At 63.9% G+C, this 26,421-nt stretch carries 24 protein-coding genes and 1 pseudogene; 9 read left to right on the forward strand and 16 right to left on the reverse strand.

Going from position 1 to position 26,421, the window contains the following annotated elements; genetic code table 11:
* Positions 1-93: 93 nt before the first annotated feature.
* Together ACLCGK_RS27510 and hrpA are read right to left on the reverse strand one after the other, a co-directional pair.
* Positions 94-1,215 carry a beta-ketoacyl-ACP synthase III gene (locus ACLCGK_RS27510; RefSeq protein ID WP_015271305.1) on the reverse strand — a complete coding sequence of 374 codons (1,122 nt, stop codon included), beginning with the start codon at positions 1,213-1,215 and terminating at the stop codon, positions 94-96.
* A gap of 238 nt (positions 1,216-1,453) precedes the next feature.
* Complete coding sequence (hrpA, locus tag ACLCGK_RS27515) at positions 1,454-5,359, reverse strand: ATP-dependent RNA helicase HrpA (RefSeq protein WP_410953333.1); 3,906 nt, start codon at positions 5,357-5,359, stop codon at positions 1,454-1,456.
* Positions 5,360-5,929: 570 nt separating this feature from the next.
* Between hrpA and ACLCGK_RS27520 the strand changes: the two genes are divergently transcribed.
* Entirely contained in the window at positions 5,930-7,294 is a 1,365-nt protein-coding gene (locus ACLCGK_RS27520; protein ID WP_410953344.1) for a glutamine synthetase family protein, read from the forward strand.
* Positions 7,295-7,317: 23 nt separating this feature from the next.
* On the forward strand, positions 7,318-8,625 hold the full coding sequence (locus ACLCGK_RS27525; RefSeq protein WP_410953334.1) for an NAD(P)/FAD-dependent oxidoreductase: 1,308 nt from the start codon (positions 7,318-7,320) through the stop codon (positions 8,623-8,625).
* Between the two features lie 149 nt (positions 8,626-8,774).
* Here the strand turns inward: ACLCGK_RS27525 and fadD1 are convergent, their stop codons facing one another.
* Positions 8,775-10,472, reverse strand: coding sequence for a long-chain-fatty-acid--CoA ligase FadD1 (gene fadD1, locus ACLCGK_RS27530; RefSeq protein ID WP_023663600.1), 1,698 nt, complete (start codon positions 10,470-10,472; stop codon positions 8,775-8,777).
* Between the two features lie 358 nt (positions 10,473-10,830).
* Positions 10,831-12,519: a long-chain-fatty-acid--CoA ligase FadD2 gene (gene fadD2 / locus ACLCGK_RS27535; protein WP_054573790.1), complete on the reverse strand. Its 1,689-nt coding sequence runs from the start codon at positions 12,517-12,519 to the stop codon at positions 10,831-10,833.
* Between the two features lie 219 nt (positions 12,520-12,738).
* Here fadD2 and ACLCGK_RS27540 point away from each other — a divergent pair, with 219 nt between their 5' ends.
* Both ACLCGK_RS27540 and ACLCGK_RS27545 read left to right on the forward strand, forming a co-directional pair.
* On the forward strand, positions 12,739-13,683 hold the full coding sequence (locus ACLCGK_RS27540) for an alpha/beta hydrolase (protein WP_054573789.1): 945 nt from the start codon (positions 12,739-12,741) through the stop codon (positions 13,681-13,683).
* 34 nt (positions 13,684-13,717) lie between these two features.
* Entirely contained in the window at positions 13,718-14,188 is a 471-nt protein-coding gene (locus ACLCGK_RS27545) for a MaoC family dehydratase (RefSeq protein ID WP_012273633.1), read from the forward strand.
* A gap of 128 nt (positions 14,189-14,316) precedes the next feature.
* Here the strand turns inward: ACLCGK_RS27545 and ACLCGK_RS27550 are convergent.
* From ACLCGK_RS27550 to ACLCGK_RS27580, 7 genes and pseudogenes are all read right to left on the reverse strand, one after another.
* Positions 14,317-15,552 (reverse strand): annotated as a pseudogene (locus ACLCGK_RS27550) (RNA polymerase sigma factor); the annotation flags it as partial.
* Positions 15,552-16,037: an SRPBCC family protein gene (locus ACLCGK_RS27555; protein ID WP_013973720.1), complete on the reverse strand. Its 486-nt coding sequence runs from the start codon at positions 16,035-16,037 to the stop codon at positions 15,552-15,554. The pseudogene ACLCGK_RS27550 and the gene ACLCGK_RS27555, both read right to left, overlap by 1 nt.
* Before the next feature lie 21 nt (positions 16,038-16,058).
* Positions 16,059-16,403, reverse strand: a complete 345-nt coding sequence (locus ACLCGK_RS27560; protein ID WP_013973721.1) for a YciI family protein — start codon at positions 16,401-16,403, stop codon at positions 16,059-16,061.
* 44 nt (positions 16,404-16,447) lie between these two features.
* Positions 16,448-16,873, reverse strand: a complete 426-nt coding sequence (locus ACLCGK_RS27565) for a YybH family protein (RefSeq protein ID WP_013973722.1) — start codon at positions 16,871-16,873, stop codon at positions 16,448-16,450.
* A 154-nt stretch (positions 16,874-17,027) separates the two neighbouring features.
* Complete coding sequence (locus tag ACLCGK_RS27570; protein WP_015271315.1) at positions 17,028-17,360, reverse strand: type II toxin-antitoxin system HicB family antitoxin; 333 nt, start codon at positions 17,358-17,360, stop codon at positions 17,028-17,030.
* Positions 17,357-17,611, reverse strand: coding sequence for a type II toxin-antitoxin system HicA family toxin (locus ACLCGK_RS27575; RefSeq protein WP_085721171.1), 255 nt, complete (start codon positions 17,609-17,611; stop codon positions 17,357-17,359). The genes ACLCGK_RS27570 and ACLCGK_RS27575 overlap by 4 nt, the downstream gene beginning before the upstream one ends.
* 141 nt (positions 17,612-17,752) lie before the next feature.
* The gene (locus ACLCGK_RS27580) at positions 17,753-18,010 is read right to left on the reverse strand and encodes a DUF2790 domain-containing protein (protein ID WP_004375752.1); all 258 of its coding nucleotides are present in this window, start codon (positions 18,008-18,010) and stop codon (positions 17,753-17,755) included.
* A 354-nt stretch (positions 18,011-18,364) separates the two neighbouring features.
* Here ACLCGK_RS27580 and ACLCGK_RS27585 point away from each other — a divergent pair, with 354 nt between their 5' ends.
* Positions 18,365-18,733: a GNAT family N-acetyltransferase gene (locus ACLCGK_RS27585; protein WP_410953335.1), complete on the forward strand. Its 369-nt coding sequence runs from the start codon at positions 18,365-18,367 to the stop codon at positions 18,731-18,733.
* Here the strand turns inward: ACLCGK_RS27585 and def are convergent.
* From def to ACLCGK_RS27600, 3 genes are all read right to left on the reverse strand, one after another.
* A complete protein-coding gene (def, locus tag ACLCGK_RS27590) occupies positions 18,688-19,224 on the reverse strand; it encodes a peptide deformylase (RefSeq protein WP_013973724.1) in 537 nt (178 codons plus the stop codon). The two genes, ACLCGK_RS27585 and def, sit on opposite strands and share 46 nt — an antisense overlap.
* Entirely contained in the window at positions 19,221-20,180 is a 960-nt protein-coding gene (locus ACLCGK_RS27595) for a YihY/virulence factor BrkB family protein (RefSeq protein WP_410953336.1), read from the reverse strand. Before ACLCGK_RS27595 ends, def begins: the two co-directional genes overlap by 4 nt.
* Positions 20,181-20,401: 221 nt before the next feature.
* Positions 20,402-20,581: a CsbD family protein gene (locus ACLCGK_RS27600; RefSeq protein ID WP_015271319.1), complete on the reverse strand. Its 180-nt coding sequence runs from the start codon at positions 20,579-20,581 to the stop codon at positions 20,402-20,404.
* A 186-nt stretch (positions 20,582-20,767) separates the two neighbouring features.
* Here ACLCGK_RS27600 and ACLCGK_RS27605 point away from each other — a divergent pair, with 186 nt between their 5' ends.
* A complete protein-coding gene (locus ACLCGK_RS27605) occupies positions 20,768-21,148 on the forward strand; it encodes a hypothetical protein (RefSeq protein ID WP_013973727.1) in 381 nt (126 codons plus the stop codon).
* On the opposite strand, the gene ACLCGK_RS27610 is transcribed toward ACLCGK_RS27605, so the two are convergent.
* Complete coding sequence (locus ACLCGK_RS27610; protein WP_013973728.1) at positions 21,149-21,985, reverse strand: S1 RNA-binding domain-containing protein; 837 nt, start codon at positions 21,983-21,985, stop codon at positions 21,149-21,151.
* Positions 21,986-22,116: 131 nt separating this feature from the next.
* On the opposite strand from ACLCGK_RS27610, the gene ACLCGK_RS27615 reads away from it, so the two are divergent.
* The gene (locus ACLCGK_RS27615) at positions 22,117-22,977 is read left to right on the forward strand and encodes a DUF6279 family lipoprotein (RefSeq protein ID WP_061304451.1); all 861 of its coding nucleotides are present in this window, start codon (positions 22,117-22,119) and stop codon (positions 22,975-22,977) included.
* Between the two features lie 128 nt (positions 22,978-23,105).
* Here the strand turns inward: ACLCGK_RS27615 and aceK are convergent, their stop codons facing one another.
* A complete protein-coding gene (aceK, locus tag ACLCGK_RS27620; protein WP_410953337.1) occupies positions 23,106-24,821 on the reverse strand; it encodes a bifunctional isocitrate dehydrogenase kinase/phosphatase in 1,716 nt (571 codons plus the stop codon).
* 249 nt (positions 24,822-25,070) lie between these two features.
* Here aceK and ACLCGK_RS27625 point away from each other — a divergent pair, with 249 nt between their 5' ends.
* On the forward strand, positions 25,071-25,946 hold the full coding sequence (locus ACLCGK_RS27625) for a DMT family transporter (RefSeq protein WP_410953338.1): 876 nt from the start codon (positions 25,071-25,073) through the stop codon (positions 25,944-25,946).
* Positions 25,947-25,959: 13 nt separating this feature from the next.
* Positions 25,960-26,418 carry a DUF4265 domain-containing protein gene (locus tag ACLCGK_RS27630; protein WP_232881374.1) on the forward strand — a complete coding sequence of 153 codons (459 nt, stop codon included), beginning with the start codon at positions 25,960-25,962 and terminating at the stop codon, positions 26,416-26,418.
* Positions 26,419-26,421 lie beyond the last annotated feature (3 nt).

Consider the following 26,421-nt stretch of genomic DNA (forward strand, 5'->3'; position numbering starts at 1 on the left):
CGCTCCCACAGAATCCCCACAGCTCTTGAAAACTGTGCAGTACCTGTGGGAGCGGGCAAGCCCGCGAAGAGGCCGGTACAGGCGCCAGATACATCAGCGCTTGCGCAGGATCACGCTACCAATCGAATACCCCGCACCAAACGAGCTCAACACCCCCAGCGAGCCCTTGGCCAGGTCATCCTGGTACAGGTGGAAGGCAATCACCGACCCCGCCGAACTGGTGTTGGCATAGCGGTCGAGAATCACCGGTGCATCCTCTTCGGCCACTTCACGCCCCAGCAGCTTCTTGACGATCAGGTGGTTCATGCTGAGGTTGGCCTGGTGCAGCCAGAAGCGTTTCACATCGCTTGGTTGCAGCCCGTTTTCCTGCAGGTGCTCACCGATCAGCTCGGCCACCTTCGGGCACACCTCGCGGAACACCTTGCGGCCTTCCTGGATGAACAGCTTGTCCGCCGCGCCCTCGCCCTCTTCCGCCGCGCGGTTGAGGAAGCCGAAGTTGTTACGGATGTTGTTGGAGAACTCGGTCCACAGCTTGCTGCTGACGATGTCGAACTGGTGCGCCGAGGTGGCCTTGTCGGCACGCTCGAGCAGCACCGCAGTGGCAGCATCACCAAAAATGAAGTGGCTGTCGCGGTCACGGAAGTTCAGGTGGCCGGTGCACACCTCCGGGTTGACCATCAGCACCGCGCGCGCCTGGCCCAGGGCCACGCTGTTGGCGGCGGTCTGGATGCCGAAAGTGGCCGACGAGCAGGCCACGTTCATGTCGAAGGCAAAGCCCTGGATGCCCAGCGCCTGCTGCACTTCGATGGCAATGGCCGGGTACGGGCGCTGCAGGTTGGAGCAGGCGACGATCACCCCGTCGACATCGGCCGCCGTGCGACCGGCGCGCTCCAGGGCCTGGCGGGCTGCGGCCACGGCCATTTCGCAGAGCACCGACGGTTCGTCGTTGGAGCGCTCGGGCAGACGCGGTTTCATGCGCTGCGGGTCGAGGATGCCGGCCTTGTCCATGACGAAGCGGCTCTTGATGCCCGAGGCCTTTTCGATGAACGCGGCATCGGACAGCGGCGCCGCCTCGACTTCACCGCGCTCGATGGCGGCGGCGTTGTCCTGGTTGAACTGCTGCGACCAGGTGTTGAAGGACGCCACCAATTCTTCGTTGGAAATGCTCTGGGCCGGGGTGTACAGGCCGGTGCCGCTGATCACGACGTTATGCACGGTCGTTCCTCTGGTCAAAGGCCATCGCCACGGGGCGCTGGCTGGGAAACATGACAGGTTAATGGCACTTTAGTGCCAATTTAAAGGCGAGGGCTGCGCCCTCGTTCGCGGGCACGCCCGCTCCCACAGGGGTTGCGCCGCTCCCGAGGATACCGCTTTACCTGTGGGAGCGGGTTTACCCGCGAAGGGGCCACCAGGCGGCCCCAAATTGCATCAATATTGCCACAATTGTGGAAGTTTAGCCTTCCACCTGGCTCCATTGCTTGCTCAATCGCTTGTCGGAAATCGGCACCTTGGTACCCAATTGCTGGGCAAACAGCGAAACCCGATATTCCTCCAGCCACCAGCGGTACACCGTCAGTTGCTCATCACGCTTGCCTTCCTGGGCATGCTTGTCGGCACGTGCCTTGTACTGCGCCCACAGGTTGGCCAGCTCACCGCTCCACACCCGGTCCTTCTGCACCTGCGAACCCAGCTTCTCCAGGCGCAGTTCCACCGCCTTGAGGTAACGCGGCAGCTCCTTGAACCAGGCCCCGGGGGTTTCACGCACGAAGCCTGGGTACACCAGGTTGCCGAGCTGTTGCTTGATGTCGTTAAGCGCCACTGCCTGGCTCAGGTCGATCTTGCCCTTGAAGCGCTTCTGCAGCCCATGCCACAGCTTCAGCACTTCCAGGGTCTGCCGTGCCAGGCGCTCGGCATGCTCGGCCCAGCTGCCGCGCTTGCGTTCGGCCAGGCCAGCCAGGGCCGCACCATCGCGTGGCAGCGGCTGTTCGCCTTCAAGGATGCAGCTGTCCAGGCTGGCCAGCAGAATGTCCTCGACCAGCGCCTCGACCCGGCCCATTTCACGGTACAGCAGGCCCAGCTCGGTCAGCCCCGGCAGCTTGCCGCGCAGGTACTTGGCCGGCTCGGCCAGCTGCTGCAGCAACAGGCGCTGCAAGGCGCGGCGGTGCTGGAACTCGGCCTCGGCCTGGGTCGAGAAACGCCCTTCGCGCACGGTGCCGCCCTCTTCCACCAGTGCCGGGTACACGGTCATCGACAGGCCGGCGATCTTCTGCTGCGCGGTCTGCTTAACCTCGCTGAAAGCCTTGGCCTGTACCGGCTGCTCGCTCTTGGCGTCACGCGGCACGGCCAACGCTGCCTGGCTGGCTGCAGCAAAGCGTGCGGTCAGCTCGGCCAGGTCGCGGCCTTCACCCAGAAACTTGCCCTGGCCATCGACCACTTCGATGTTCATGCGCAGGTGGCCTTCGACCAGGTTGACCGACTCGTCCCATGCCTCGTCGGGCACACGGGCGCCGGTCATGCGCAGCAGTTCCTGGCCCAGGGCCTGCGGCAATGCGCCCTGGCCGAAGGTCATGCGCGCCAGCGAGGCCTTGACGAAGTCCGGCACCGGCACAAAGTTCTTGCGCAGCGCCTTGGGCAGGTTGCGCACCAGCGCCACGCACTTGGCTTCCAGCAGGCCGGGCACAAGCCATTCCAGGCGCTCGCCCGGCAAGCTCGGCAGCAGCGGCGCCGGTACCCGCACGGTCACGCCATCGCGGGGGTGCCCGGGCTCGAAGTGGTAACTCAGCGGCAGGCGCAGCTCGCCCACCTGCAGGCTGTCGGGGTACTGCGCGGCGGTGACTTCGCTGGCCTCGCGGGCCAGCACGTCTTCCTCGCGCATGATCAGCAGGTTGGCGTCCTTCTGGCTACCCATGCGGTACCAACTGTCGAAGGTCGCCGTCTGGTGGATTTCCGCCGGCAGACGCGCTTCGTAGAAGGCGTACAGCGTCTCTTCGTCGGCCAGGATGTCACGGCGGCGGGCCTTGGCCTCCAGCTCGTCGAGCTCTTCCAGCAGGCGCTTGTTGGCCGCCAGGCACTTGGCCCGCGACTGGATTTCGCCACCCACCAGGCCTTCGCGGATGAACAGCTCGCGCGAGGTGACCGGGTCGATCGGGCCGAAATGCACCGGCCGACGGCCGACCAGGATCAGGCCGTACAGAGTGATCTGCTCGTAGGCCACCACCTGCCCGCGCTTCTTCTCCCAATGCGGTTCGAAGTGGTTCTTCTTGACCAGGTGGCCGGCCAACGGCTCGATCCAGTCCGGCTCGATCCTGGCCACCATGCGTGCGTATAGCTTGGTGGTTTCGACCAGTTCGGCCGCCATCACCCACTGCGGGCGCTTGCGCCCCAGGCCCGACGACGGGTGCACCCAGAAGCGCCGCTGGCGGGCGCCCTGGTAGTCGCCCTCTTCGGTCTTCTGGCCGATCTGGCTGAGCAGGCCACTGAGAATGGCCTTGTGCATTTTCGGGTAGTCGGACGGGTCCTTGTTCACTGTCAGCTGCAGGTCACGGCAGATCAGTGCCAGCTGGCGATGGGCATCGCGCCATTCGCGCAGGCGCAGGTAGTTCAGGAAGTTCTTGCGGCACCAGTTGCGCAGCGGGTTGGCGGTCAACGCCTGGCGCTGTTCCTCGAAGCCACGCCACAGGTTGACCAGCGCGGCGAAGTCGGAATCCACGTCCTTCCATTGCGCGTGCGCCTGGTCGGCGGCCTGCTGGCGCTCCGGCGGGCGTTCGCGCGGGTCTTGCACCGACAGCGCACTGGTGACGATCAGCACTTCCTGCAGGCTGCCCAGGCGGGCGCCTTCGAGCAGCATGCGCCCCAGCCGCGGGTCGATCGGCAGGCGCGCCAGTTGGCGACCGATCGGGGTCAGCTGGTTTTCGCGGTTGACCGCCGACAGCTCCTGCAGCAGGTTGAAACCATCGCTGATGGCCTTGCCATCCGGCGGCTCGATGAACGGGAAGGCGTCGATTGCGCCCAGGCGCAGGTGCAGCATCTGCAGGATCACTGCCGCCAGGTTGGTGCGCAGGATCTCCGGGTCGGTGAACGCCGGCCGGCTGTTGAAATCCTCTTCGCTGTACAGGCGCACGCAGATACCCGGCTCGACCCGGCCGCAGCGGCCCTTGCGCTGGTTGGCACTGGCCTGCGACACGGCCTCGATGGGCAGGCGCTGCACCTTGGCGCGGTAGCTGTAGCGGCTGATGCGCGCGGTACCGGTATCGATCACGTAGCGGATGCCCGGCACGGTCAGCGAGGTTTCCGCAACGTTGGTGGCCAGCACCACACGGCGCCCGGTGTGTGGCTGGAAGATGCGCTGCTGCTCGGCCGGCGACAGGCGCGCGTACAACGGCAAGATCTCGGTGTGGCGCAGTTGCGCCTTGCGCAAGATCTCGGCGGCATCACGGATCTCGCGCTCGCCCGGCAGGAAGATCAGCACATCGCCGGGGCCCTTGCCCTCACTCCGCTCGTGGTGCGCCAACTCATCCAGCGTGGCGAGGATGGCCTGGTCGACGGTGAGGTCGTCCTCGATCTGGTTGCCCTCCTCGTCCTGCTCGCTGGTCAGCGGGCGGTACCAGGTTTCCACCGGGAAGGTACGCCCGGACACCTCGATGATCGGCGCGCCGTCGAAGTGTTTGGAGAAGCGCTCCAGGTCGATGGTCGCCGAGGTGATGATCAGCTTCAGGTCCGGGCGCCGGTGCAGCAGGGTCTTCAGGTAGCCGAGCAGGAAGTCGATGTTCAGGCTGCGCTCGTGGGCCTCGTCGACGATGATCGTGTCGTAGCGCTCGAGGAAACGGTCGTGCTGGGTTTCGGCCAGCAGAATGCCGTCGGTCATCAGCTTGACCAGGGTGCTGGCATCGCTCTGGTCTTCGAAACGCACCTGGTAGCCGACCAGCCCGCCCAGCGGCGTGCCCAGCTCTTCGGCGACCCGCGCGGCAACGCTGCGGGCGGCGATCCGGCGTGGCTGGGTGTGGGCGATCAGGCCATGGCTGCCACGGCCCAGTTCGAGACAGATCTTCGGCAACTGGGTGGTCTTGCCCGAGCCGGTTTCGCCGGCGATAACCAGCACCTGGTGCTCGGCCAGGGCCTTCTTGATTTCGTCACGCTTGGCAGCGATTGGCAGGCTGTCGTCGTAGCGCACAGTCGGCACGCTCTGCTGGCGCGCGGTGACCTGGGCGCAGGACGCCTGGACCTTTTCCACCCACTGCGCCAGCTTCGCCTCGTCGGGGCGCTTGCGCAGTTCGTGCAATTGCCGGCGCAGGCGATGGCGGTCGGCGATCATGGCGTGGTCGAGGTTTTGCAGCAGTTTGTCGATGGCGTGGTCAGTCATGGGGCTTTTTAGTGATGCAGGTGGGCCTGCTTTTTCATGATCGGCATTCGAAGGATGCGCGATTGTCGCAGATTTGGGCCTGTTTTGCTGTCCAGGCTGGCGCTGCCCCTGTAGGAGCGGCCTTGTGTCGCGATGGGCTGCGGCAGCAGCCCCAGGCTCTTCGCTCCAGCACAAATTGCCGGGGCTGCTGCCGCAGCCCATCGCGACACAAGGCCGCTCCTACAGGGATCGCACGGCGGCTGAAAGTTTAGCAAGGGCTTATGTAAAGGTTGCCATTCACTGCTTTAATCAACCTTAAGCCGCATGTGAGTATCAAAGGCATGACTCCCGTCCAGCCTATCGCCCCACCGTCGTCCCGCCCTTCGCAAGCGAAGGCCCGGCGCCGTGCCGGTGAGAATCCGCTGGTCCACATCATCCTCGCCTTCTGGGCCCTGTGGCACTGCCGTCACGCACGCCCACCGGATTTCTCGCTCACGCCTTTGTGACCAAACCCGGCCATCGTCTGGCCGTTTGACTCAGCCGGGCCGCCTGCATGCGCGGCGGCCTGTGCGCCCCGTGAGCGAATCCATCATGCACTTTGCACCTGTAGAGCAGGCCAGCCGTTTTCTGGCCGACAACCCCGATATCGAACTGTTCGAACTGTTCATCCTCGACGCCAATGGCGTGCCGCGCGGCAAGCTGCTGCACCGCGACGAACTGCTGGCCGTGTACCAGACCGGCCGGCCGCTGCCCAGCACCATTCTCGGCCTGACCCTGAACGGCGACGACGTGGAAAACTCCGGCCTGGTGTGGGACGTGGGCGATATCGACTGCCGCGCCTACCCGCTTGAAGGCAGCCTGGTGCGCCTGCCCTGGCGCCGGGTGCCGACCGCCGCGGTGCAGGTGAGCATGCACCCGAACGAGGGCCTGCCGGCCAGCATCGCCGACCCGCGCCATGTGCTGCTGCGTACCATCGAGGCGTTGCAGGCCGACGGCTACCACCCGGTGATGGCCTGCGAGCTGGAGTTCTACCTGCTGGACCAGCAACCTGATGCCCAGGGCCGCCCGCAACCGGCACTGGACAATGACGGCGGCCGCCCACGCACCACCCAGGTGTATGGCCTGCGCGAACTGGAGCAGATCGAGCCGTTCCTTGCCGACCTCTACGCCGCCTGCAAGGCCCAGGGCATCCCGGCGCGCACGGCGATTTCGGAATACGCCCCCGGCCAGGTGGAAATCACCCTCGAGCACGGCGACGCTCTGCAGGCGATGGACCAGGCCGTGCGCTACAAGCGCCTGGTCAAAGGCATTGCCCATGCCCATGGCATGCAGGCCTGCTTCATGGCCAAGCCGTTCGCGCAACTGGCCGGCACCGGCATGCACATGCACCTGAGCCTGGCCGACAGCGCCGGCAACAACCTGTTCGCCAGTGAAGACAAAGCCGGTACCCCGCTGCTGCGCCAGGCCGTGGCAGGCATGCTGCGACACCTGCGCGACTCGCTGCTGCTGTTCTGCCCCAACGCCAACTCGTTCCGCCGCTTCCAGGCCAACAGCTATGCCCCGCTGGCGCCAACCTGGGGCGTCGACAACCGCACCGTGAGTCTGCGCATACCGGGCGGTCCGGCCAACAGCCGGCACGTGGAGCACCGCATCTGCGGCGCCGATGCCAACCCCTACCTGGCCGCTGCGGCGATCCTTGCCGCCAGCCACTGGGGCATTCGCCAACAGCTGGACCCGGGGGCACCGGTGGAAGGCAATGGCTATGCCCAGGCCACCGAACACCTGCCCACCGACTGGCTGACTGCCCTCGACGCCCTGCAGCATTCGAGCTGGGCTCGCGAAGCACTGGGCGAGGACTTCCTTGGCGTATACCTGAAGGTCAAGCGCGCCGAGTACCGCCAGTTCATGGCCGAAGTCAGTGAGCAGGACTGGCGCTGGTACCTGCACCAGGCCTGATCCCCGGATAACAAGGAACACCCATGAATGCAGCATTGAACAAAGGGCCGGCGCAACGCGCGCCGTCCTACTACAGCGCCACCCTCAACGACCACACCGAGTACCCGCAGCTCAAGGGCACGGTACAGGTGGATGTGGCGATCATCGGCGGCGGCTTCACCGGCGTGGCCACGGCGGTGGAGCTGGCCGAGCGTGGCCTGAAGGTGGCCATCGTCGAAACCAACCGCATCGGCTGGGGTGCCAGCGGGCGCAACGGCGGCCAGGTCACCGGCAGCCTGTCGGGCGACGAAGCCATGCGCTCGCAGATGCGCAACCGCCTGGGTGCCGAGGTCGATGACTTCATCTGGCACTTGCGTTGGCGCGGCCACCAGGTGATCGAGCAGCGCGTGGCGCGCTACGGCATCGACTGCGACCTCAAGCGCGGCCACCTGCACGCGGCCATGAAGCCCTCGCACATGGACGAGCTGCGCGCATTCGAAGCCGAGGCCCGGCGGCGCGGCATGGGCGAGCAGGTGCAACTGCTGGACCGCAATGGCATGGCCGAGCACCTGCAAAGCCCGCTGTACCTCGGCGCGCTGAAGAACCAGCGCAACCTGCACCTGCACCCGCTCAACCTGTGCCTGGGCGAGGCCCGTGCTGCCCATGGCCTGGGGGCGCTGATTTTCGAAAACTCCGAAGTGCTGGACATCGTCCACGGCCCGCGCCCGGCGGTAGTCACCGCCCACGGGCGGGTCGAGGCGCGCCAGGTGATGCTGGCCGGCGATGTGTACCACAAACTGGAAAAGCGCCAGCTCAAGGGCAAGATCTTCCCGGCCATGGGCGGCATCGTCACCACCGCACCGCTGGGGGATCTGGCCGAACAGATCAACCCGCAGGACCTGGCGGTATACGACTGCCGCTTCGTGCTCGATTACTACCGCCTGACCGCCGACAAGCGCCTGCTGTTCGGCGGTGGCGCCAACTATTCCGGCCGTGATTCACGGGATATCGAAGGCGAACTGCGCCCGTGCATCGAGCGCACCTTCCCGGCGTTGAAAGGCGTGCCGATCGAGTTCCAGTGGAGCTGCGCCATGGGCATCGTGGTCAACCGCATCCCGCAGCTGGGCAAGCTGTCGGACAACGTTTGGTATTGCCAGGGTTATTCGGGGCACGGCATTGCCACCAGCCACATCATGGGCGAGATCATGGCCGAGGCGTTGACCGGGACGCTGGAGAAATTCGACACCTTCGCCCAGTGCAAGCATGTGCGGGTGCCGATGGGGGATTTGCTGGGCAATCCGCTGCTGGCGGCGGGGATGTGGTACTACCAGATGCTGGAGAAACTGCGCTGATTACGCGGTCTCTGTGGGAGCGGCCTTGTGTCGCGAAAGGGCCGCAAAGCGGCCCCAGGGTCTCAGCTGTGATGCTGAAATTGCTGGGGCCGCTTCGCGGCCCTTTCGCGACACAAGGCCGCTCCCACACTGAGCGTGCAGGGCTCTGATCAGGCGATCTTCTTCAAGCCTTGTTTCTTCAGCTCTTCATCGCGCAGTTCGCGACGCAGGATCTTGCCCACGTTGGTGGTCGGCAGCGCGTCGCGGAACTCGATCTGGCGCGGGACCTTGTAGCCGGTGACGTTGGCGCGCATGTGCTCCATCACCTGTTCCTTGGTCAGGGTCATGCCCGGCTTGACCACGATGAACACCTTGATCACTTCACCGGACTTCTCGTCCGGCACGCCGATGGCCGCGCACTGCAGCACGCCCGGCAGGGCCGCCAGCACATCTTCCAGCTCGTTGGGGTAAACGTTGAAGCCCGAGACCAGGATCATGTCCTTCTTGCGGTCGACGATGCGCATGTAACCATCCGGCTGGATCACGGCGATGTCGCCGGTCTTCAGCCAGCCATCGCTGTCGAGGATCTCGGCAGTAGCCTCCTCACGCTGCCAGTAGCCCTTCATCACCTGCGGGCCCTTGACGCACAACTCGCCCACCTCGCCCAGCGGCAGCTCGTTGCCGTTGTCGTCGATGACCTTGCACAGGGTGGACGGCACCGGAATACCGATGGTGCCGACCTGGTTGGCCTCAGCCGGGTTCACCGCAGCCACCGGGCTGGTCTCGGTCATGCCATAGCCTTCGCAGATGGCGCAGCCGGTCACGGCCTTCCAGCGCTCGGCCACGCTCAGTTGCAGGGCCATGCCACCAGAAAGGGTGATCTTCAGCGCCGAGAAGTCCAGGGCACGGAACGCCTCGTTGTTGCACAAGGCAACGAACAGGGTGTTGAGGCCGACGAAGCCGCTGAACTTCCACTTGCCCAGTTCCTTGACCATGGCTGGCAGGTCACGCGGGTTGCTGATCAGCACGTTGTGGTTGCCGATCAGCATCATTGCCATGCAATGGAAGGTAAAGGCGTAGATGTGGTACAGCGGCAGCGGGGTGATGAGGATTTCGCAGCCTTCGTGCAGGTTGGAGCCCATCAACGCCCGGCACTGCAGCATGTTGGCCACCAGGTTGCGGTGGGTAAGCATCGCGCCCTTGGCCACGCCGGTGGTGCCACCGGTGTACTGCAGCACCGCGACGTCGTTAGCCTGCGGGTTGGCCTCGGTCACCGGCTGGCCCTTGCCCTGCGCCAGAGCGTCGTTGAAGCGTACGGCACGCGGCAGGTTGTAGGCCGGCACCATCTTCTTCACGTACTTGATCACGCTGTTGATCAGCAGGCGCTTGAGCGGCGGCAGCAGGTCGGCCACTTCGGTGACGATGACGTGCCTGACCTGGGTCTTGGGCACCACCTTCTCGGCCAGGTGGGCCATGTTGGCCAGGCACACCAAAGCCTTGGCGCCGGAGTCGTTGAACTGGTGTTCCATTTCCCGTGCGGTGTACAGCGGGTTGGTGTTGACCACGATCAGCCCGGCACGCATGGCACCGAATACCGCCACCGGGTATTGCAGTACGTTAGGCAGCTGCACGGCAATGCGGTCACCCGGCTTGAGGTCGGTATGCTGCTGCAACCAGGCGGCAAACGCTCCCGACAGCGCATACAGCTCGCCATAAGTGATAGTCTTGCCCAGGTTGCTAAAGGCCGGTTTGTCGGCAAAGCGTTGGCAGGATTGCTTGAGTACCGCCTGGATATTGGGGAATTCGTCAGGATTGATTTCCGCCGTAATCCCGGCTGGGTACTTATCCTTCCAAAAATTTTCGATCATGGAAGCCCACTCCTTCAGCAACAGCGAAGTTCGATTCACGCGTCGATGCGCTTATTATTGATATGGGATGACGGCTCGTTGCAAACCGGATCATCTGAAAGCGGGCCGAGAGTAACAGCTTTGCCTGGGGTCGCCTAGAGGCCAAAACAGGCCTCACGGTCACAAAAATGACTCAATGAACAATACAGGTCATTTTTAGAGTAATTATCCAAAATGTCGCACATCGGGCTATAAATAGCCTGTTAGAGCGGTTTCACGGCATTCGCGGGCTTGCCCGCTCCCACAGGGACCTCACAGTTCTCGAATGCTGTGCAGTACCTGTGGGAGCGGGCAAGCCCGCGAAGAAGCCAACCCGGCATCAAGCTATGTCGCGCAGCTCCCGCCGCAGGATCTTGCCCACCGGCGTCATCGGCAACGACTCGCGCAGCACGATGTGCTTGGGCACCTTGTAGCCGGTGAAGTTGGCCTTGCAGTAGGCCTTCAGCTCATCCACGCTCAGCCCGCCCTCGCGCGGCACAACGAACAGCTTCACCGCCTCGCCGGAGCGCTCGTCCGGTACGCCGATGGCCGCGCAGTTGGCGACCTTGGGATGGCCCATCACCACATCCTCGATCTCGTTGGGGTACACGTTGAAACCCGAGACGATGATCATGTCCTTCTTGCGGTCGACGATGCGGGTGAAGCCGTCCGGGTCGATCACCGCGATGTCGCCGGTCTTGAACCAGCCCTCCGCATCCAGGGCCTGGGCCGTGGCCTCGGGCTGCTGCCAGTAGCCTTTCATCACCTGCGGGCCCTTGATGCACAGCTCGCCCCGCTCGCCCAGCGGCAGCTCGTTGCCGTCATCGTCGATCACCTTGAAGGCGGTGCCCGCCACCGGGATGCCCACCGTACCCAGACGCGCCAGCTGGCCATAGGGGTTGGTGCTGGCCACCGGCGAGGTTTCGGTCAGGCCGTAGCCTTCGACGATGCGGCAACCGGTAAGCGCCTCCCAGCGCTCTGCGGTGGCCTTCACCAGTGCGGTGCCGCCGGAGTTGGTGACCTTCAGCGCCGAAAAGTCGAGCTGGCGGAAGCCCGGGTGGTCCATCAGTGCGACGAACAGCGTGTTCAGGCCCAGCAAGGCGGAGAAACGCCATTTGCCCAGCTCCTTGATGAAGCCGGAAATATCCCGCGGGTTGGTGATCAGCACGTTGTGGTTGCCGGTGACCATCATGCACATGCAGTTCGCGGTAAAGGCATAGATGTGGTACAGCGGCAGCGGCGCGATCATCACCTCCTGGCCATCCTTGATCAGCTTCTGCCCGTCCGGCCCGTGCTGCGAGAAGCAGGCCAGCACCTGCAGCATGTTGGCCACCAGGTTGCCGTGGGTGAGCATGGCGCCCTTGGCCAGGCCGGTAGTGCCACCGGTGTATTGCAGCACGGCAGTGTCGTCCAGGCTGAGCGGCACCGGCTTGTGAGGCAGCTCGCGGCCCTGGCGCAGCACCTGCTTGAACGACACCGCCTGGGGCAGCTGGTAGGCCGGCACCATCTTCTTGACCTTGTCGACCACGGTGTTGACCAGCCAGCCCTTGGCGGTGGGCAGCAGGTCGCCCATCCTCGCCTCGATCAGGTACTCGATGCCGGTATCGGGCAATACCTCCTGCACGCGCTTGCCGAACATGTTCAGGTACACCAGCGCACGCGCGCCGCTGTCCTTGAACTGATGGCGCATCTCGCGCTCTGTGTACAGCGGGTTGGTGTTGACCACGATCAGGCCAGCGCGCAGGGCACCGAACACAGCGATGGGGTATTGCAGCACATTGGGCATCTGCACCGCGATGCGGTCGCCCGGCTTGAGGTCGGTGTGCTGCTGTAGCCAGGCGGCGAAGGCCGCCGAATGGCGTTCCAGGTCCGCGTAGGTCAGGGTTACGCCCAAATTGCTGAAGGCCGGGCGGTCGGCGAAGCGTTTGCAGGAGCGCTCGAACACCTCGACGACCGAGGTGTAGGCATTGATGTCGATGGTGGAAGGCACGCCCGCCGGGCGCTTGTCATTCCAGAAGTCGGCTTGCATTTATTATTGTTCCTCTGCCTGGACCTGCTGTGAGTCCTGTAATCCTTTCACCTGCCCGCCCGAAAGCGAAAAGGCGTTGATCCGACGTTAGCAGGTAAGCCCAAGGTGGCATATACGCCAAGTGCCGCCATTAACATTGTGAATCTTATTTGTGCCCTTCCTGCAATCCGGTCGGTTGTGCATACACTGTTCGGGTACCTGTGCGCACAAGGACCCGCCATGCCTCACGACGCCTTCTGGTTACCCGCCAGCGAGCACTGCAGCCTGTATGTGCACCAATGGTTGCCGGCCACACCGGTAAAAGCCGTGGTGCTGCTGGCCCACGGCATGGCCGAGCACGCCGGGCGCTACCAGCACCTGGGCCATGCCTTGAGCGAGGCCGGTTTCGCCCTGTTCGCCCCCGACCAGCGCGGCCATGGACGCACGGCCGAGCTGGGCAGCCTCGGCCTGTTCGCCCGCCATCATGGCTGGAATGCCGTGGTCAACGACATCGGGCTGCTGGCCCAGCACATCGGTCAGCAATTCCCGTGCACACCGCTGTTCCTGTTCGGCCACAGCATGGGCAGCTACATCGCCCAGGCCTACCTGCTGCACCACAGTGGCAGCCTGCATGGGGCGATCCTCAGTGGCTCCAACTACCAGCCGGCAGCGCTCTACCGTGTGGCGCGCCTGATTGCCCGGCTGGAGGCCTGGCGCCAAGGGCCGCTGGGAAAGAGCGCGCTCATAGAATGGTTGTCGTTCGGCTCGTTCAACAAGGCCTTCAAGCCCAACCGCACGGCGTTCGACTGGCTCAGCCGCGACCCGGCGCAGGTCGACCTGTATGTCAACGACCCGCTCTGCGGCTTTCGCTGCAGCAACCAATTGTGGCTTGACCTGCTGCAAGGCTTGGCGCAGATCAGCCAGCCGAGTAACCTCGCGCAGATCGATCCGAACCTGCCGCTGCTGGTGATCGGTGGTGAATGTGATCCGGTCAGTGCCGGCAAGCGTCTCACCCACCTGGCCGACGCCCTGCGCGCGACCGGCAATCGACATGTACAGCTGCGCGTCTATCCTGAGGCGCGGCACGAAGTACTCAACGAAACCAACCGTAACGAGGTCACCGCCGATATTCTCGTCTGGCTTGAACAGGCGCTGGCTCTTGGCCGCCCTGTGCGCAGTGAATGATAGCCGCCCTCGCCTACCGCTTAAGGAAGCCCCGATGTCCCAGGTCACCAACACGCCTTACGAAGCCCTCGAAGTCGGCCAGAAGGCCGAGTACAAGAAGTCCGTCGAAGAACGCGACATCCAGTTGTTCGCCGCGATGTCCGGTGACCACAACCCGGTACACCTGGACGCCGAGTTCGCTGCCAAGAGCATGTTCCGCGAGCGCATTGCCCACGGCATGTTCAGCGGCGCGCTGATCAGTGCTGCAGTGGCCTGCACCCTGCCTGGCCCTGGCACCATCTACCTGGGCCAGCAGATGAGCTTCCAGAAGCCGGTGAAGATTGGCGATACCCTGACCGTACGCCTGGAAATCCTGGAGAAGCTGCCCAAGTTCAAGGTACGTATCGCCACCAATGTCTACAACCAGAACGATGAGCTGGTGGTTCAGGGCGAGGCCGAGATCCTGGCACCGCGCAAGCAGCAGACCGTCGAGCTGGTGTCGCCGCCGAATTTTGTGGCTAGCTGAAAGTGATGTAGGCAGTACCGGCCTCTTCGCGGGCACGCCCGCTCCCACAGGGATTGCATAGCCTTCAACCCAGTGGAAAACCTGTGGGAGCGGGCGTGCCCGCGAAGAGGCCAGTCCAGCCAACATAATTCGATAGCCTGCAACCGCCGCTCGATATGCCTGCGCTCCGGCTCCTGCCGGGTCAACGCCAGCGCCTGCAGCCAGGCCGCCCGGGCCTCTTCTACATGCCCCAGCTGGTAATGCAGCTCACCCCGCGTCGCATGCGCCAGGTGATAGTCCAGCAACTCTCCCCGCGCCAGAATCCCTTCGACCTCCCGCAGGCCAACCTCAGGCCCATCCCGCTTCGCCAGCGCCACGGCCCTGTTCAGTTCAACCACAGCTGACGGCCAATGCCGCTGCAGCACGTCATACAGCCCGACGATCTCCGCCCAGTCGGTCGCTTCGGCTGTCGCCGCTTCGGCATGCACCGCGGCAATCGCCGCCTGCACGGTATAAGCACCGAACGCCCGGCTTTGCAGGGCCTGGCGCACCAGTTCGCAACCTTCGGCAATGCGTTGCCGGTCCCACAGGCTACGATCCTGCTGCTCGAGCAATACCAGATTGCCCCGGCCATCGGTACGCGCCCGCTGCCGGGATGCCTGCAGCAACATCAAGGCCAGCAGGCCGACCGCCTCCGGGTCGGGCAGCAACTGCACCAGCAGCCGCGCCAGGCGTATGGCTTCATCGCTCAGCTCCTGCTGCAACAGCGCCTCGCCCGACGACGCCGAATAGCCCTCGTTGAACACCAGGTAGATCACCCGCAGCACACTCTCCAGGCGCTCGGGCAGTTCGTTCAGCTCCGGCACCTGATAAGGGATGCCGGCATCGCGGATCTTGGCCTTGGCGCGCACGATACGCTGGGCGATGGTGGCCGGGCTCTGCAGGAAAGCACGGGCGATCTGCTCGGTGGTCAGGTCGCAGACTTCACGCAGGGTCAGCGGCACCTGGGCATCGGCGGACAAGGCCGGGTGGCAGCAGGTGAAGATCAGCCGCAAGCGGTCGTCGGCCAGCAGCTCTTCTTCGCTGGGGTCCTGCGCCTGGCCGTCGAGCAGCATGCTCAGGTCCGCCTGGGAACGGTCGAACCGGGCGCGCCGACGCAGCACATCGATGGCCTTGAAGCGGCCAGTGGACACCAGCCACGCCCGCGGGTTATCGGGAATACCGTCGCGCTGCCAGCGTTCGACTGCGATGAAGAAGGCATCGTGCATGGCCTCCTCGGCCAGGTCGAAATCACCCAACAGGCGGATCAGCGTCGCCAGGATGCGCCGTGACTCGTTTCGGTAGACCGCCTCGACCTCGGCGCGCACCTGCGCCAGTGCCGTCATCAGTCGGGCATCCGCTGGGTCACTACCTCCACCAGGCGGTCCAGGCTTTCTCCCCAGCCCTGGTGGAAGCCCATTTCCTCATGGGCGCGGCAGTCGGCGGCATTCCAGTGCCAGGCGCGGGCGGTGTAGCGGGTTTTGCCTTGCTCCTCGTCAAAGCTGATCACGGCAGTCATGAACGCCTTGTCCGAAGGCACCCAGCCTGGGCCGAAGGCATCGGTGAACACCAGCCGTCGCGGAGCAGCAATCTCCAGGAATACGCCCTGGTTCGGGTAATCGCTGCCATCCGGCGCCCGCATCACGGTGCGGAACAGGCCACCGATCCACAACTGCATCTCACATTCCGGGGTGGTCATGCCGTGCGGCCCCCACCATTGCATCAGCCACTGAGGGTCGGTCCAGGCGCGGAACACCTTGGACGGCGGTGCGTCGATCAGGCGACTGATGGACAGCTCGTGCTGCACTTGCGCGGGGTGTGCCAGGCTCATGCTGGGAAGTCTCCATTGCTGTCAGGGTTGCAGTTCGCGCACCGGTCGCACCTCGACACTGCCGACCCGCGCGGCGGGGATGCCCTTGGCGATATTCAGCGCCTCGTTCAGGTCGCGGGCTTCCACCAGGTAGAAGCCCGCCAACTGCTCCTTGGTCTCGGCGAACGGGCCGTCGGTCAGGCTCATGTGCCCGTTGCGCATGCGCACTGTGGTGGCAGTCTGCACCGGCTTCAGCGCCTCGGCCGCCAGCATTCGCCCGGAGCCTTGGATGGATTCGGCATACGCCATGCATTCGGCGTCTTCCGGGCTGTCGGGCAGGCTGTGCAACAGCCCCTCGTCACAATAGACCAGGCACAGGTATTTCATGGTCGCCTCCAGGGCATTGGCAAAGTGCGTTTGGCGATAACGGTTCAGGGTTTGAGATCGAACAGCGCCTTCTGGGTTTGCATGTCGAACGGCGCCGACCAGTGCTCGTGGATTACCTGCCACTGGCCACCTTGACGACGATAGCCCACGGTGGCGCGCATGAAGCCGCACTGGCTTTCGTTGTCCGCGGGGCCGCAGCGGTTAAGCCAGTGGGCCAGGGCTAGGTCGCCAGCGGCATGCACGGTGAGTTCGGCGTATTCGAAAACCATGGGGCCGGGGCACATGCCCATGCACATTTCCCAGTGCGCCTGGTAGGTTGCCTTGCCCTTGAACTGCAGGGCCTGGATGGCATCGAAGGCGACGATGTCGTCGGCATAGGGAGCGATGATGTTGGGGATGTCGCGATCGCGCACGGCCTGCATCCAGCGCTCGATCAATTGGCGTATCTCGGTTTCGGCTGCGGTGCTCATCGGGGGTTCCTCCGACAGGTCATGGGTGATTGGGCACGGGGGGCAACGTGCTCTCACCTATTGGTCGAACGGGAACTGGAGGAATCGACAGGCAACGGAAACTATTCTGCATGAGTAATTGCAGAATACCCGCGAGTAACGAAAGCAGGCTTGGTCAGGCCATTGCGGCTTGTTCGAAGACCTCGTCGGCCCACTGGTTGAGGCTTTTGCCGGCGGCACGGGCAGCAACACTCGCGGCAGCATGAACTTCGGGCCGGATACGCAGCATTACTTTGCCCGAGGCAGGCTTTTCCGGCGCAATGCCCTGCTCTGCACAATCGGCCAGGTAATCTTCCAGCGCATCGCGAAACGCCTCATGCAGCTCGGGCACCGAGCTTGCGTGAAAACTGATGATGTCACGCATACCAAGCACACGGCCGACGAAGATATCGTCACGCGCGTCGTACTCGATACGGGCGGCGTAGCCTTTGTAGCGCATGCAACTCATATCCTGACTCCTGCCCGCGAGAGGAATTCACGGGCTTCTTCAATCTGATACCGCTTGGCTTCCTTGCCTGGATGAGGCCGATGGCATCTCCAGCATTGGCCACCCAGCACCAGCTTGACCCTGGAGCCTTGCCGCTCCAGCACCTCACCGCCCAGATGGAGTACCAATGCCTCGATCTCGGAGAAAGCCAACGACGCCGTGGTCGGCGTTCGGAAAATTGCGTCGAGGACTTTGCGGTATCGAGTGTTCATCGAAAAATGCTATCAAATTAAGATAGCACTTTTTCCTCGATATTCATTCAGGATTTTTCTGTTGCTCGAACTGCAAGACGGTTGATGGCCCCGTCACCAGCAAGCCGGCGAAAGGGCCATCAACACCAGGCAAGAGCCCGATCAACCCTGCTGGCACCCCTCACCCATGGCCCGGTACTGGATGGTGTGCACCTGGCCCTGGTGGTCTTCGTAGGTCATGGTCGCAGGTACCACTTCGCAGACGTTGGGGATGGTCGACAGGTTGATCACCCGCTTGATGTCCAGGTTCATGGAGTAGTCGTACTGCTGGGCGACGGGCTCGCTGGAGACGGGTCTGGCCTCATCGGCGAGGGCGAACGAGGACATACCGACCAATGCAAGAATCAGTAATGGTTTCATGTGAGTTTGCCTTTTGAGCATTCAAGCTGATCGATTGACTTCTATAGCCGTGCCCGGCGCGGAGAAGTTGCCATCTGCGGTGAAGATGGCACGAAGTACCGATCCCGCTTCGTACTGCCAGTGGGGATGGCTAAAAGTCTACTCCCGGCCTGGAATAGTTGAACCCCGAACTCGGACATTCACCCTTGCCAGATATGCAACAATCTGCGACAAGTTCACCGCAAAACATCGGGCCAGAGCCTCTGGCCACCTTTCAGGGCAGGGCGCGCAATTTCTGAAAATTTGTACTGTTCGAAACTTTCGGCCCCGGAACGCCGGCTGCTGGACCACTTTTACCGCCAGCACGGCTCACGCATGCGTGCTGCGGGCGATGCTGAGCTGTGGGTGGCGCGGGGCCCCGGCATCATCGCAGGCCTGAGCCTGAGCACGGTGGGCGATGGCTTGTGGCTGACCGGGTTGTTCGTCGACCCGCAGCGGCGCAGCCAGGGCGTGGCCGGGCGGTTGGTCGAGGCGGCGCTGGCGCAGGCTGGCGGGCCCACCTGGCTGTTCTGCCACCCGGACCTTGCGCCCTTCTACCAGCGCCTGGGCTTCGACATGGCTCTGCAACTGCCGGAAACCCTGGCTGGCCGCCTGCAGCGCTACCAGCGCAGCAAACGCCTGGTGGCACTGCAACGAGGTCAGTCGTCGCTGGCGTCGAGCCCGGGGAACAGCACCTCGGTGTAGCCGAACCGGGAAAAGTCCTGGATGCGTGACGGGTAAAGCCGGCCGATCAGGTGGTCGCATTCATGCTGCACCACCCGCGCATGGAAGCCGTCGGCAAAACGGTTGATCGGGTTGCCCTGGGGGTCGATGCCTTCATAGCAGATGTGCTTGAAACGCGGCACCACGCCGCGCAGGCCGGGCACCGACAGGCAGCCTTCCCAACCGTCCTCGATCTCGCTGGATGTGGGCGTGATGACCGGGTTGAGCAGGATAGTCTGCGGCACCGGTTCGGCATCCGGGTAACGCTCGCTGCGCTCGAAGCCGAAGATCACCAGCTGCAGGTCGATACCGATCTGTGGCGCGGCCAGGCCCACACCGCCCACATGGCGCATGGTTTCGAACATGTCGTCGATCAGTTGCTGCAGTTCGGCGCTGCCGAGCATGTGCTCGGGCACTGGCGGGGCGATGCGCAGCAGGCGTTCGTCGCCCATCTTGAGAATGTCACGGATCATCTGGGGTTCGGCTCTGAAGATTGGTGCTCGCTCGGAACGGGGTGCTCATGGCCCAGCACGGTAATGGTTTCGCGGGGCGTGTGCTCATCGACGTCCTTTTCGCCAGGGTTCTTGCCCTCGCTCGACATGTGCTCGATCACTGCGTTCATCTCCGCGCCCAGCAGCAAAACGGCAGCGGAGATATAGAAATACAGCAATAGCACGATGATTGCACCGATACTGCCGTACATGGCGTTGTAGTCGGCAAAAGTCTTCACGTAGTAGGCAAAGCCCAGCGACGCCAAGATCCACACCACCACCGCCAGCACCGAACCCGGGGTGATGAAGCGGAACTGCTGCTTGACATCGGGCATCACGTAGTAGATCAGCGCCACCGCCACCATCATCAGGATGATGATCGCCGGCCAGCGCAGGATGGTCCACACCGTGACGATCACCTCCTGCATGCCTACCTGGGCGGCAATCCACTCCATCACCTGCGGGCCCAGCACCATCAGCGCCGCTGCCACCAGCAACATGCCGGCAATGCCCACGGTATAGATGATCGACAACGGAATGCGCTTCCACACCGGGCGGCCCTCGGGCACATCGTAGGCGGCGTTCATCGCGCTCATCATCAGGCGCACACCGGCCGATGCGGTCCACAAGGCAATCACGATACCTACTGACAGCAGCCCGCCCTTGGACTGCTGCAACTGGTCGATCACCGGGTTGACCTGCTCCAGCGCCTGGGGTGGCAGCACCAGTTCCGATTGCAGGCGCAGCCAGGAGAAGAAGTCCGGCAGGTGCAGGAAACCGATCAGGGCGATCAGGAACAGCAGGAACGGGAACAACGAGAACAGCATCTGGTAGGCCAATGCGGAAGCGTAGGTCGACATCTCGTCGTCGAGGAATTCCTTGACGGTGCGTACCAGCACGCGGTGCAGGGGCAGGTCGCGCAGGTCGGGGAAAATCATAGCGTCTCCTTTCGCCGCTTGATTCGTGGGTACCACGGGTAAGTCTAATAGACCATGCCGCTGCTGTGCTGATCCCGGCCATGCTGCAAGAATTTGCTTACGCCAGTAGCGGCCTCTTCGCGGGCACGCCCGCTCCCACAGGTACCGCACAGTGCTTGAAATCTGTTCAGTACCTGTGGGAGCGGGTTTACCCGCGAAAAGGCCGGGACAGGCCAGTCACATCAAGGTTTTTTCACCGCGTCCTTCACATTGCCCTTGATCTGTTGCCCCTCGCCCTTGAGCTCCTGCGCTTCACCCTCGGCCCGCAGCCGCTCGTTGTCGGTCACTTTGCCGACACCCTGCTTGACGTTGCCGATCGCTTCGTTGGCCAAGCCTTTCGCTTTGTCTTTGGTACCGCTCATGGCAAAACTCCTGCAATTGGGGGCACGTGGACCGTGCCGACAGTCGGTGGACCCGACGCCTTCGCCAAGCGTTCCAACAGTTTTTTCGCCTTCGAACCGAGCGGCAAGGCGGTTGGCAAACCTTGCTCCGCTACCCGCCACCCCTCACAATGCAGGCCTTCATAGCGTCAACCCGCAGGAACCTGCATGAAACTCGACAAACCCGCCGCCATCGCCCGGCGTAACGAAGCACTGGCCCGCCCGGTGCTGACCAGCAGCAACACCCTGTTCGCCATCCTCGACCGCAAGCGCAACCTGTGGTGGTTCGAGGTGCCGGTGGCGCTGCTGCGCAAGGGCCAGCCCGACTGGGTCAACCTGCTGCTGCACACCCCGGAAAGCGACGAGCTGCAGCACCTGAAGGTGCCGACCAACTTCCTGCGCGCTCACCAGGAACAGATGGAAGTGCGCAACCCCGGCAAGCGCCGCTCGACCATCAGCCTGGCCCTCAGCGCCGACCGCGACTCGCTGCTGCGCGACACCCGACCGGGTGGCGAGCAGCTGGACTTCCGTACCTTCGTGCAGGCCTGATCAGGCCTTTTCGATGCGATCGTCATGGATGACGATGCGGCCCTGCTTGAACAACCCGCCAATGGCCTTCTTGAAGTTGCCCTTGCTGACGTTGAACAGCTTGCTGATCAGCGCCGGGTCGCTCTTGTCGCACACCCCCAGCACCCCACCTTCGGCCTCCAGGCGCGCCATGATCTGCTCCTGCAGGCTGTCGGCCAGGGCAGCACCCACCGGTTGCAAGCTCAAGGCGATCTTGCCGTCCGCGCGCACTTCCTTGATGAAGCCCTTCTCGTGCATGCCCGAGCGCAGGAACTTGAATACCTCGTTCTTGTGGATCAGGCCCCAGTGGCGGTTGTTGATGATCGCCTTGAAGCCCATCGGTGTCTCGCCGGCCACCAGCAGCTCGACCGGCTGGCCCACCTGGTAGTCCGCCGGGGTACGGTCCAGGTAGCGGTCCAGGCGTGAGGTGGCGGTGATGCGGCGGGTGCGCTTGTCGAGATACACGTGTACCACGCAGTAGTCGCCGATTTTCAGCGGCCGCGCCTCTTCCGAGTACGGCATCAGCAGGTCCTTGGACAGGCCCCAGTCGAGGAAGATGCCGGCACCGTTGATATCCTTGACCTTGAGGCTGGCAAACTCGCCAACCTGCACCTTGGGCTTCTCGGTGGTGGCGATCAGCTGGTCTTCGCTGTCCAGGTAGATGAACACGTTCAGCCAGTCATCCACTTCGGTTTCGGCGTTTTTCGGGATGTAGCGCCCGGGCAGCAGGATCTCGCCGTCGGCGCCGCCGTCCAGGTACAGGCCGAAGTCCACGTGTTTCACGATTTGCAAACTGTTGTAACGCCCAAGCAGAGCCATTTCCGATGTTCCTCAAGACAAGGCGGCTATTCTACACCTGAAGCCAGCGCGCCGCCCGACCGCTGATGCAGTGGAACCGTCAGCGTCCCTCTTGCGTCTACCGACGGGCAAGCACCCGCAAGGAGCAGCCCATGCCGCTACGCCTGTCCAAAGCCCTGCTCGTCGCCATCGGCTGCGCCCTGGCCCTGGCCGCCTGCAGCCGTATCGACCTGGCCTACCGCAACCTCGACCGCCTGGTGCCGTGGTCGCTGGGCGACTACCTGGCCATGAACAGCGAGCAGAAGGCCATGCTTGACGACCGCCTGCGGGAGCACCTGGCCTGGCATTGCAAGACCCAACTGCCTGGTTACCTCGACTGGCTGGACCGGGTACGCGGCATGGTCGCCGACGACCAGGTGACCGACCAGGCCCTGCAGCAGCGTACCCGCGAAGCCCGCGAGGCGATTGGCCGGGTAGCCGAGGAAATCACCCCTTCGGCCACCGAGCTGCTGCGCGGCATGAGCGATGCCCAAGTGGCGGAGATGCGCGAGGCGTTCCGCGAAGACATCAGCGAACGGCAGAAGAAGTATGTGGATACGCCGCTGGACAAGCAGATAGCCCGCCGTACCGAACGCATGGAGAAACGCCTGACGCCGTGGTTCGGCGAGCTGACCGCGGTACAGAAGCAGCGCGTACAGGCCTGGTCCCAGGCGCTGGGCGACCAGAACCGCGAATGGATCGCCAACCGCGCGCACTGGCAGCAGCAATTGCTGCTGGCGATGAACCAGCGCAACGACGCCAGCTTCGAGCCGCGCCTGGCAACGTTGTTGCAGCGCAAGGAGAGTTTGTGGACGCCGGAGTACCGGGCGGCGTATCAGAATACCGAGCAGCAGGCGCGCAGCTTGCTGGTGGACCTGGTGCACCAGAGTACCCCGCAGCAGCGGCGGTACCTGCAGGAACGGTTGGGCAAGGTGCGTACCGATTTCAGTGAATTGAAGTGTTTGAAGGGGTAATTGGGAAAAGCAGGCCCGGCCTCTTCGCGGGCTTGCCCGCTCCCACAGGAACCCACTGCCCTCGAGAGCTGTGATGTACCTGTGGGAGCGGGCGAGCCCGCGAAGAGGCCGGGCCTGCTAAAGCACAGTCACCGCCCCTTGCGCCGATACGGAAACACATCGATCACCTTCCCGTCACGAATCGCCGCCTGCAGCCCCTTCCAGTAATCCGCGTCGTACAACTCCCCATGCAGGCGGCTGAACAAGCGCCGCTGGCCGATATCGGCAAACAGGAACGGCGGAAACTCCTCGGGGAACACGTCATGCGGCCCGATCGAGTACCACGGCTCGCCCGACATCTCATCCTCCGGGTAACGCGGCGGCGGGATATGGCGGAAGTTCACCTCGGTCAGGAAGCTGATCTCGTCATAGTCATAGAACACCACCCGGCCATGGCGGGTTACGCCAAAGTTCTTCAGCAGCATGTCGCCAGGGAAGATATTCGCCGCCGCCAGCTGCTTGATGGCCAGGCCGTAATCCTTCAGCGCCTCCAGCACCTGGCCCTCGCTGGCGTGTTCCAAGTAAAGGTTCAGCGGCGTCATGCGCCGCTCGGTCCAGCAGTGGCGGATCAGCACCGTGTCACCCTCCAGCGCCACGGTCGAAGGCGCCACCTCCAGCAGTTCGGCCAGGCACTCCGGCTCGAACTTGCTGCGCGGGAAGCGAAAATCGGCGAACTCCTGGGTATCGGCCATGCGCCCGACGCGGTCGACGCTTTTCACCAGCCGGTACTTGTCGATCACCGTGGCACGGTCGACCGTCTTCGACGGTGAAAAGCGGTCCTTGATGATCTTGAACACGATGTTGAAGCCCGGCAGGGTGAACACGCTCATGACCATGCCGCGCACCCCGGGCGCCATGACGAAGCGGTCGTCGCTGCTGGCCAGGTGGTTGATCAGCGCCCGGTAGAACTCCGACTTGCCATGCTTGTAGAAACCGATGGAGGTATACAGCTCGGCAATGTGCTTGCCCGGCAAGATGCGTTTGAGGAAGTTGACGAACTCCGCAGGCACCGGCACATCGACCATGAAGTACGAGCGGGTGAAGGAAAAGATGATCGACACCTCGGCCTCGTCGGTGATCAGCGCATCGGCCTCGATACCGTGCCCTTCGCGGTGCAGCAGCGGGATTACCAGCGGCCATTGCTCATCGCTGTTGAACAGACGGCCGACCAGGTATGCGCCCTTGTTGCGGTAAAGCACCGGCACAAACAGCTCCAACGCCAAGGTCGGATCCTTGCACACCCAGTCCGGCAGGCAGTCGCGCAGCTGTTCCTCCAGGCGCACCAGGTCGCCCTCCAGGTCGCCGTACGGCACATCGAACGGGTAATCGCTGAACACCGCCCGCAGCAGGCCCTTGAGCCCACCGTCAGGCCGATAGGTACGGGTTTGCGCGGCGCGCTCACGGCTGCGCATGGACGGTCGGGTGGTGTGGATGAACATGCAGCCGTCGCTGATCAGGTCGTGGCTGAACAGGCTGCAGAACAGCGAGTTGTACCAGGTCTCGGACAGCTCGTCGTCTAGCCGAGGGTCGATCAGGTGGATATAGGCGTTCTTCACCAACGGCCATTGCTCCACATCCAGCAGCACCTCCTCGGCAAAGCTTTGGCGCAGCCAGCCGTTGACCTCGGCGACCTTCTCTTCATAGAGATTGATACGGGCGGCGGCGGCACGCTGGATATCCTGCCAGCGCGCCTGCTCGAAGCGCTGGCGGGCACCGAGGGTGATGCGCTGGAAGTGGTCGCGGTAGTCGTCGAAGCCGGCAAGGATCGTCCGGGCGATTTCGACAGCGGGCCAGGGCTGGGGCATGCGAGGACCTCGGTGCGGTGTTGAGTTACAGAGCTTAGTCGCCTCTTGGTTTTTGCGGAGCCTGTGCCGGCCTCTTCGCGGGCTCGCCCGCTCCCACAGGATTACCACAGGGCCAAGCATTGCAGAGAACCTGTGGGAGCGGGCGTGCCCGCGAAGAGGCCGGCACAGGTTTACACCGCAAGAAAGCACAAGAATCCCCAGCCCCCCCTGGCGTACACTCGCGCCCCTGCCCTGCCTCCGGAGACCGTTGTGAGCCCCATCGCCCTAGCCCGCCTGCTGACCCTTGCCGCCGTCTGGGGGGCGAGCTTCCTGTTCATGCGCATCATCGCCCCCGAGCTGGGCACGGTGCCGACGGCGTTCTTCCGTGTGTCCATCGCCTGCCTGGGCCTGGTTGCACTGCTCGCCGCCGCCCGCGTGCGCTGGGACTTCCAGGGCAAGCTCGGCGCCTGCCTGGTGCTGGGCATGATCAATTCCGGTATCCCCGCCACGTTCTACTCCGTGGCCGCCCAGGTGCTGCCTGCCGGCTACTCGGCAATCTTCAACGCCACCACACCGCTGATGGGTGTGCTGGTCGGCGTGCTGTTCTTCCGCGAACCGATGACCCTGGCCAAGCTCTGCGGCATCTTCCTCGGCCTGTTCGGCGTCGGCATCCTCAGCGGCGCCGGCCCGGTGGCCCTGGACCTGGCCCTGCTGCAAGGCGCCCTCGCCTGCCTGGCAGCCACCACCTGCTACGGCTTTGCCGGCTTCCTCGCCCGCCGCTGGGTCAGCGGCCTGGACAGCCGCCTGTCGGCACTGGGCAGCATGCTCGGCGCCACCCTGATGCTGAGCCCGCTGTTCGCCTGGAGCGCGCTGAGCCAGCCACCCGCCAGCTGGGGCGGCTGGCAGGTGTGGCTGTCGCTGCTCGGCCTGGGCCTGCTGTGCACAGCGTTCGCCTACATCCTGTACTTCCGCCTGCTGGAGGAGGTCGGCCCGGTCAAGGCCAGTACCGTGACCTTCCTGATCCCGGTATTCGGCGTATTGTGGGGGGCATGGCTGCTGGACGAGCCGCTGTCGATGGCGCACCTGTACGGTGGCCTGCTGATTGGCGTGGCATTGTGGCTGGTGCTGCGTCCGGCGCGCAGCTGAAGCGGGGTACACAATGAACGACGCGTACAAGAAGGTCCTGTTCCGCCTGGAGCAGGACGAAAACGGCTACCCGCCCGCCTCGGTCGAGGGCCTGTGGGCCAAGGCCGTGGAAGGCGGCTATGCCGTCGACAACATTCCCTTCCATGTCTACGGCATCGCCCCGGGCGACGTGATCGGCACCCGTGAGGAAGCCGGCGAAACCTGGTTCGCCGAACTACGCCGCAGCAGCGGCAGCTCGGTGTTCCGGGTGATCGTCAAGCCCCCGGAAACCCTGGACCAGGTATGCGCGGCCTTGCACGACTTCGGCTGCAACTGCGAAACCGAGCAGGCGGTGAAGATGCTGGCGGTCGAGGTCCCGCCGCAGCGCTCGCTCGACACCTTGCTCTACTACCTGCTCACCCAGCGCGAAGCCGGCCTGCTGGACTTCGAGGAAGGCGTACTGCGCCACGCCATCCCCGAAGAGTTCCGCTAGGGC

The organism is Pseudomonas sp. S1(2024) (assembly GCF_046557535.1).

Bases quoted from the DNA above. Each gene is read 5' to 3' on its own strand.
- hrpA (WP_410953333.1), bottom strand. From the start codon at position 5,359: ATGACTGACCACGCCATCGACAAACTGCTGCAAAACCTCGACCACGCC.
- ACLCGK_RS27520 (WP_410953344.1), top strand. From the start codon at position 5,930: ATGCACTTTGCACCTGTAGAGCAGGCCAGCCGTTTTCTGGCCGACAAC.
- ACLCGK_RS27525 (WP_410953334.1), top strand. From the start codon at position 7,318: ATGAATGCAGCATTGAACAAAGGGCCGGCGCAACGCGCGCCGTCCTAC.
- fadD1 (WP_023663600.1), bottom strand. From the start codon at position 10,472: ATGATCGAAAATTTTTGGAAGGATAAGTACCCAGCCGGGATTACGGCG.
- fadD2 (WP_054573790.1), bottom strand. From the start codon at position 12,519: ATGCAAGCCGACTTCTGGAATGACAAGCGCCCGGCGGGCGTGCCTTCC.
- ACLCGK_RS27540 (WP_054573789.1), top strand. From the start codon at position 12,739: ATGCCTCACGACGCCTTCTGGTTACCCGCCAGCGAGCACTGCAGCCTG.
- ACLCGK_RS27545 (WP_012273633.1), top strand. From the start codon at position 13,718: ATGTCCCAGGTCACCAACACGCCTTACGAAGCCCTCGAAGTCGGCCAG.
- ACLCGK_RS27555 (WP_013973720.1), bottom strand. From the start codon at position 16,037: ATGAGCCTGGCACACCCCGCGCAAGTGCAGCACGAGCTGTCCATCAGT.
- ACLCGK_RS27560 (WP_013973721.1), bottom strand. From the start codon at position 16,403: ATGAAATACCTGTGCCTGGTCTATTGTGACGAGGGGCTGTTGCACAGC.
- ACLCGK_RS27565 (WP_013973722.1), bottom strand. From the start codon at position 16,873: ATGAGCACCGCAGCCGAAACCGAGATACGCCAATTGATCGAGCGCTGG.
- ACLCGK_RS27570 (WP_015271315.1), bottom strand. From the start codon at position 17,360: ATGAGTTGCATGCGCTACAAAGGCTACGCCGCCCGTATCGAGTACGAC.
- ACLCGK_RS27575 (WP_085721171.1), bottom strand. From the start codon at position 17,611: ATGAACACTCGATACCGCAAAGTCCTCGACGCAATTTTCCGAACGCCG.
- ACLCGK_RS27580 (WP_004375752.1), bottom strand. From the start codon at position 18,010: ATGAAACCATTACTGATTCTTGCATTGGTCGGTATGTCCTCGTTCGCC.
- ACLCGK_RS27585 (WP_410953335.1), top strand. From the start codon at position 18,365: ATGCGTGCTGCGGGCGATGCTGAGCTGTGGGTGGCGCGGGGCCCCGGC.
- def (WP_013973724.1), bottom strand. From the start codon at position 19,224: ATGATCCGTGACATTCTCAAGATGGGCGACGAACGCCTGCTGCGCATC.
- ACLCGK_RS27595 (WP_410953336.1), bottom strand. From the start codon at position 20,180: ATGATTTTCCCCGACCTGCGCGACCTGCCCCTGCACCGCGTGCTGGTA.
- ACLCGK_RS27600 (WP_015271319.1), bottom strand. From the start codon at position 20,581: ATGAGCGGTACCAAAGACAAAGCGAAAGGCTTGGCCAACGAAGCGATC.
- ACLCGK_RS27605 (WP_013973727.1), top strand. From the start codon at position 20,768: ATGAAACTCGACAAACCCGCCGCCATCGCCCGGCGTAACGAAGCACTG.
- ACLCGK_RS27610 (WP_013973728.1), bottom strand. From the start codon at position 21,985: ATGGCTCTGCTTGGGCGTTACAACAGTTTGCAAATCGTGAAACACGTG.
- ACLCGK_RS27615 (WP_061304451.1), top strand. From the start codon at position 22,117: ATGCCGCTACGCCTGTCCAAAGCCCTGCTCGTCGCCATCGGCTGCGCC.
- aceK (WP_410953337.1), bottom strand. From the start codon at position 24,821: ATGCCCCAGCCCTGGCCCGCTGTCGAAATCGCCCGGACGATCCTTGCC.
- ACLCGK_RS27630 (WP_232881374.1), top strand. From the start codon at position 25,960: ATGAACGACGCGTACAAGAAGGTCCTGTTCCGCCTGGAGCAGGACGAA.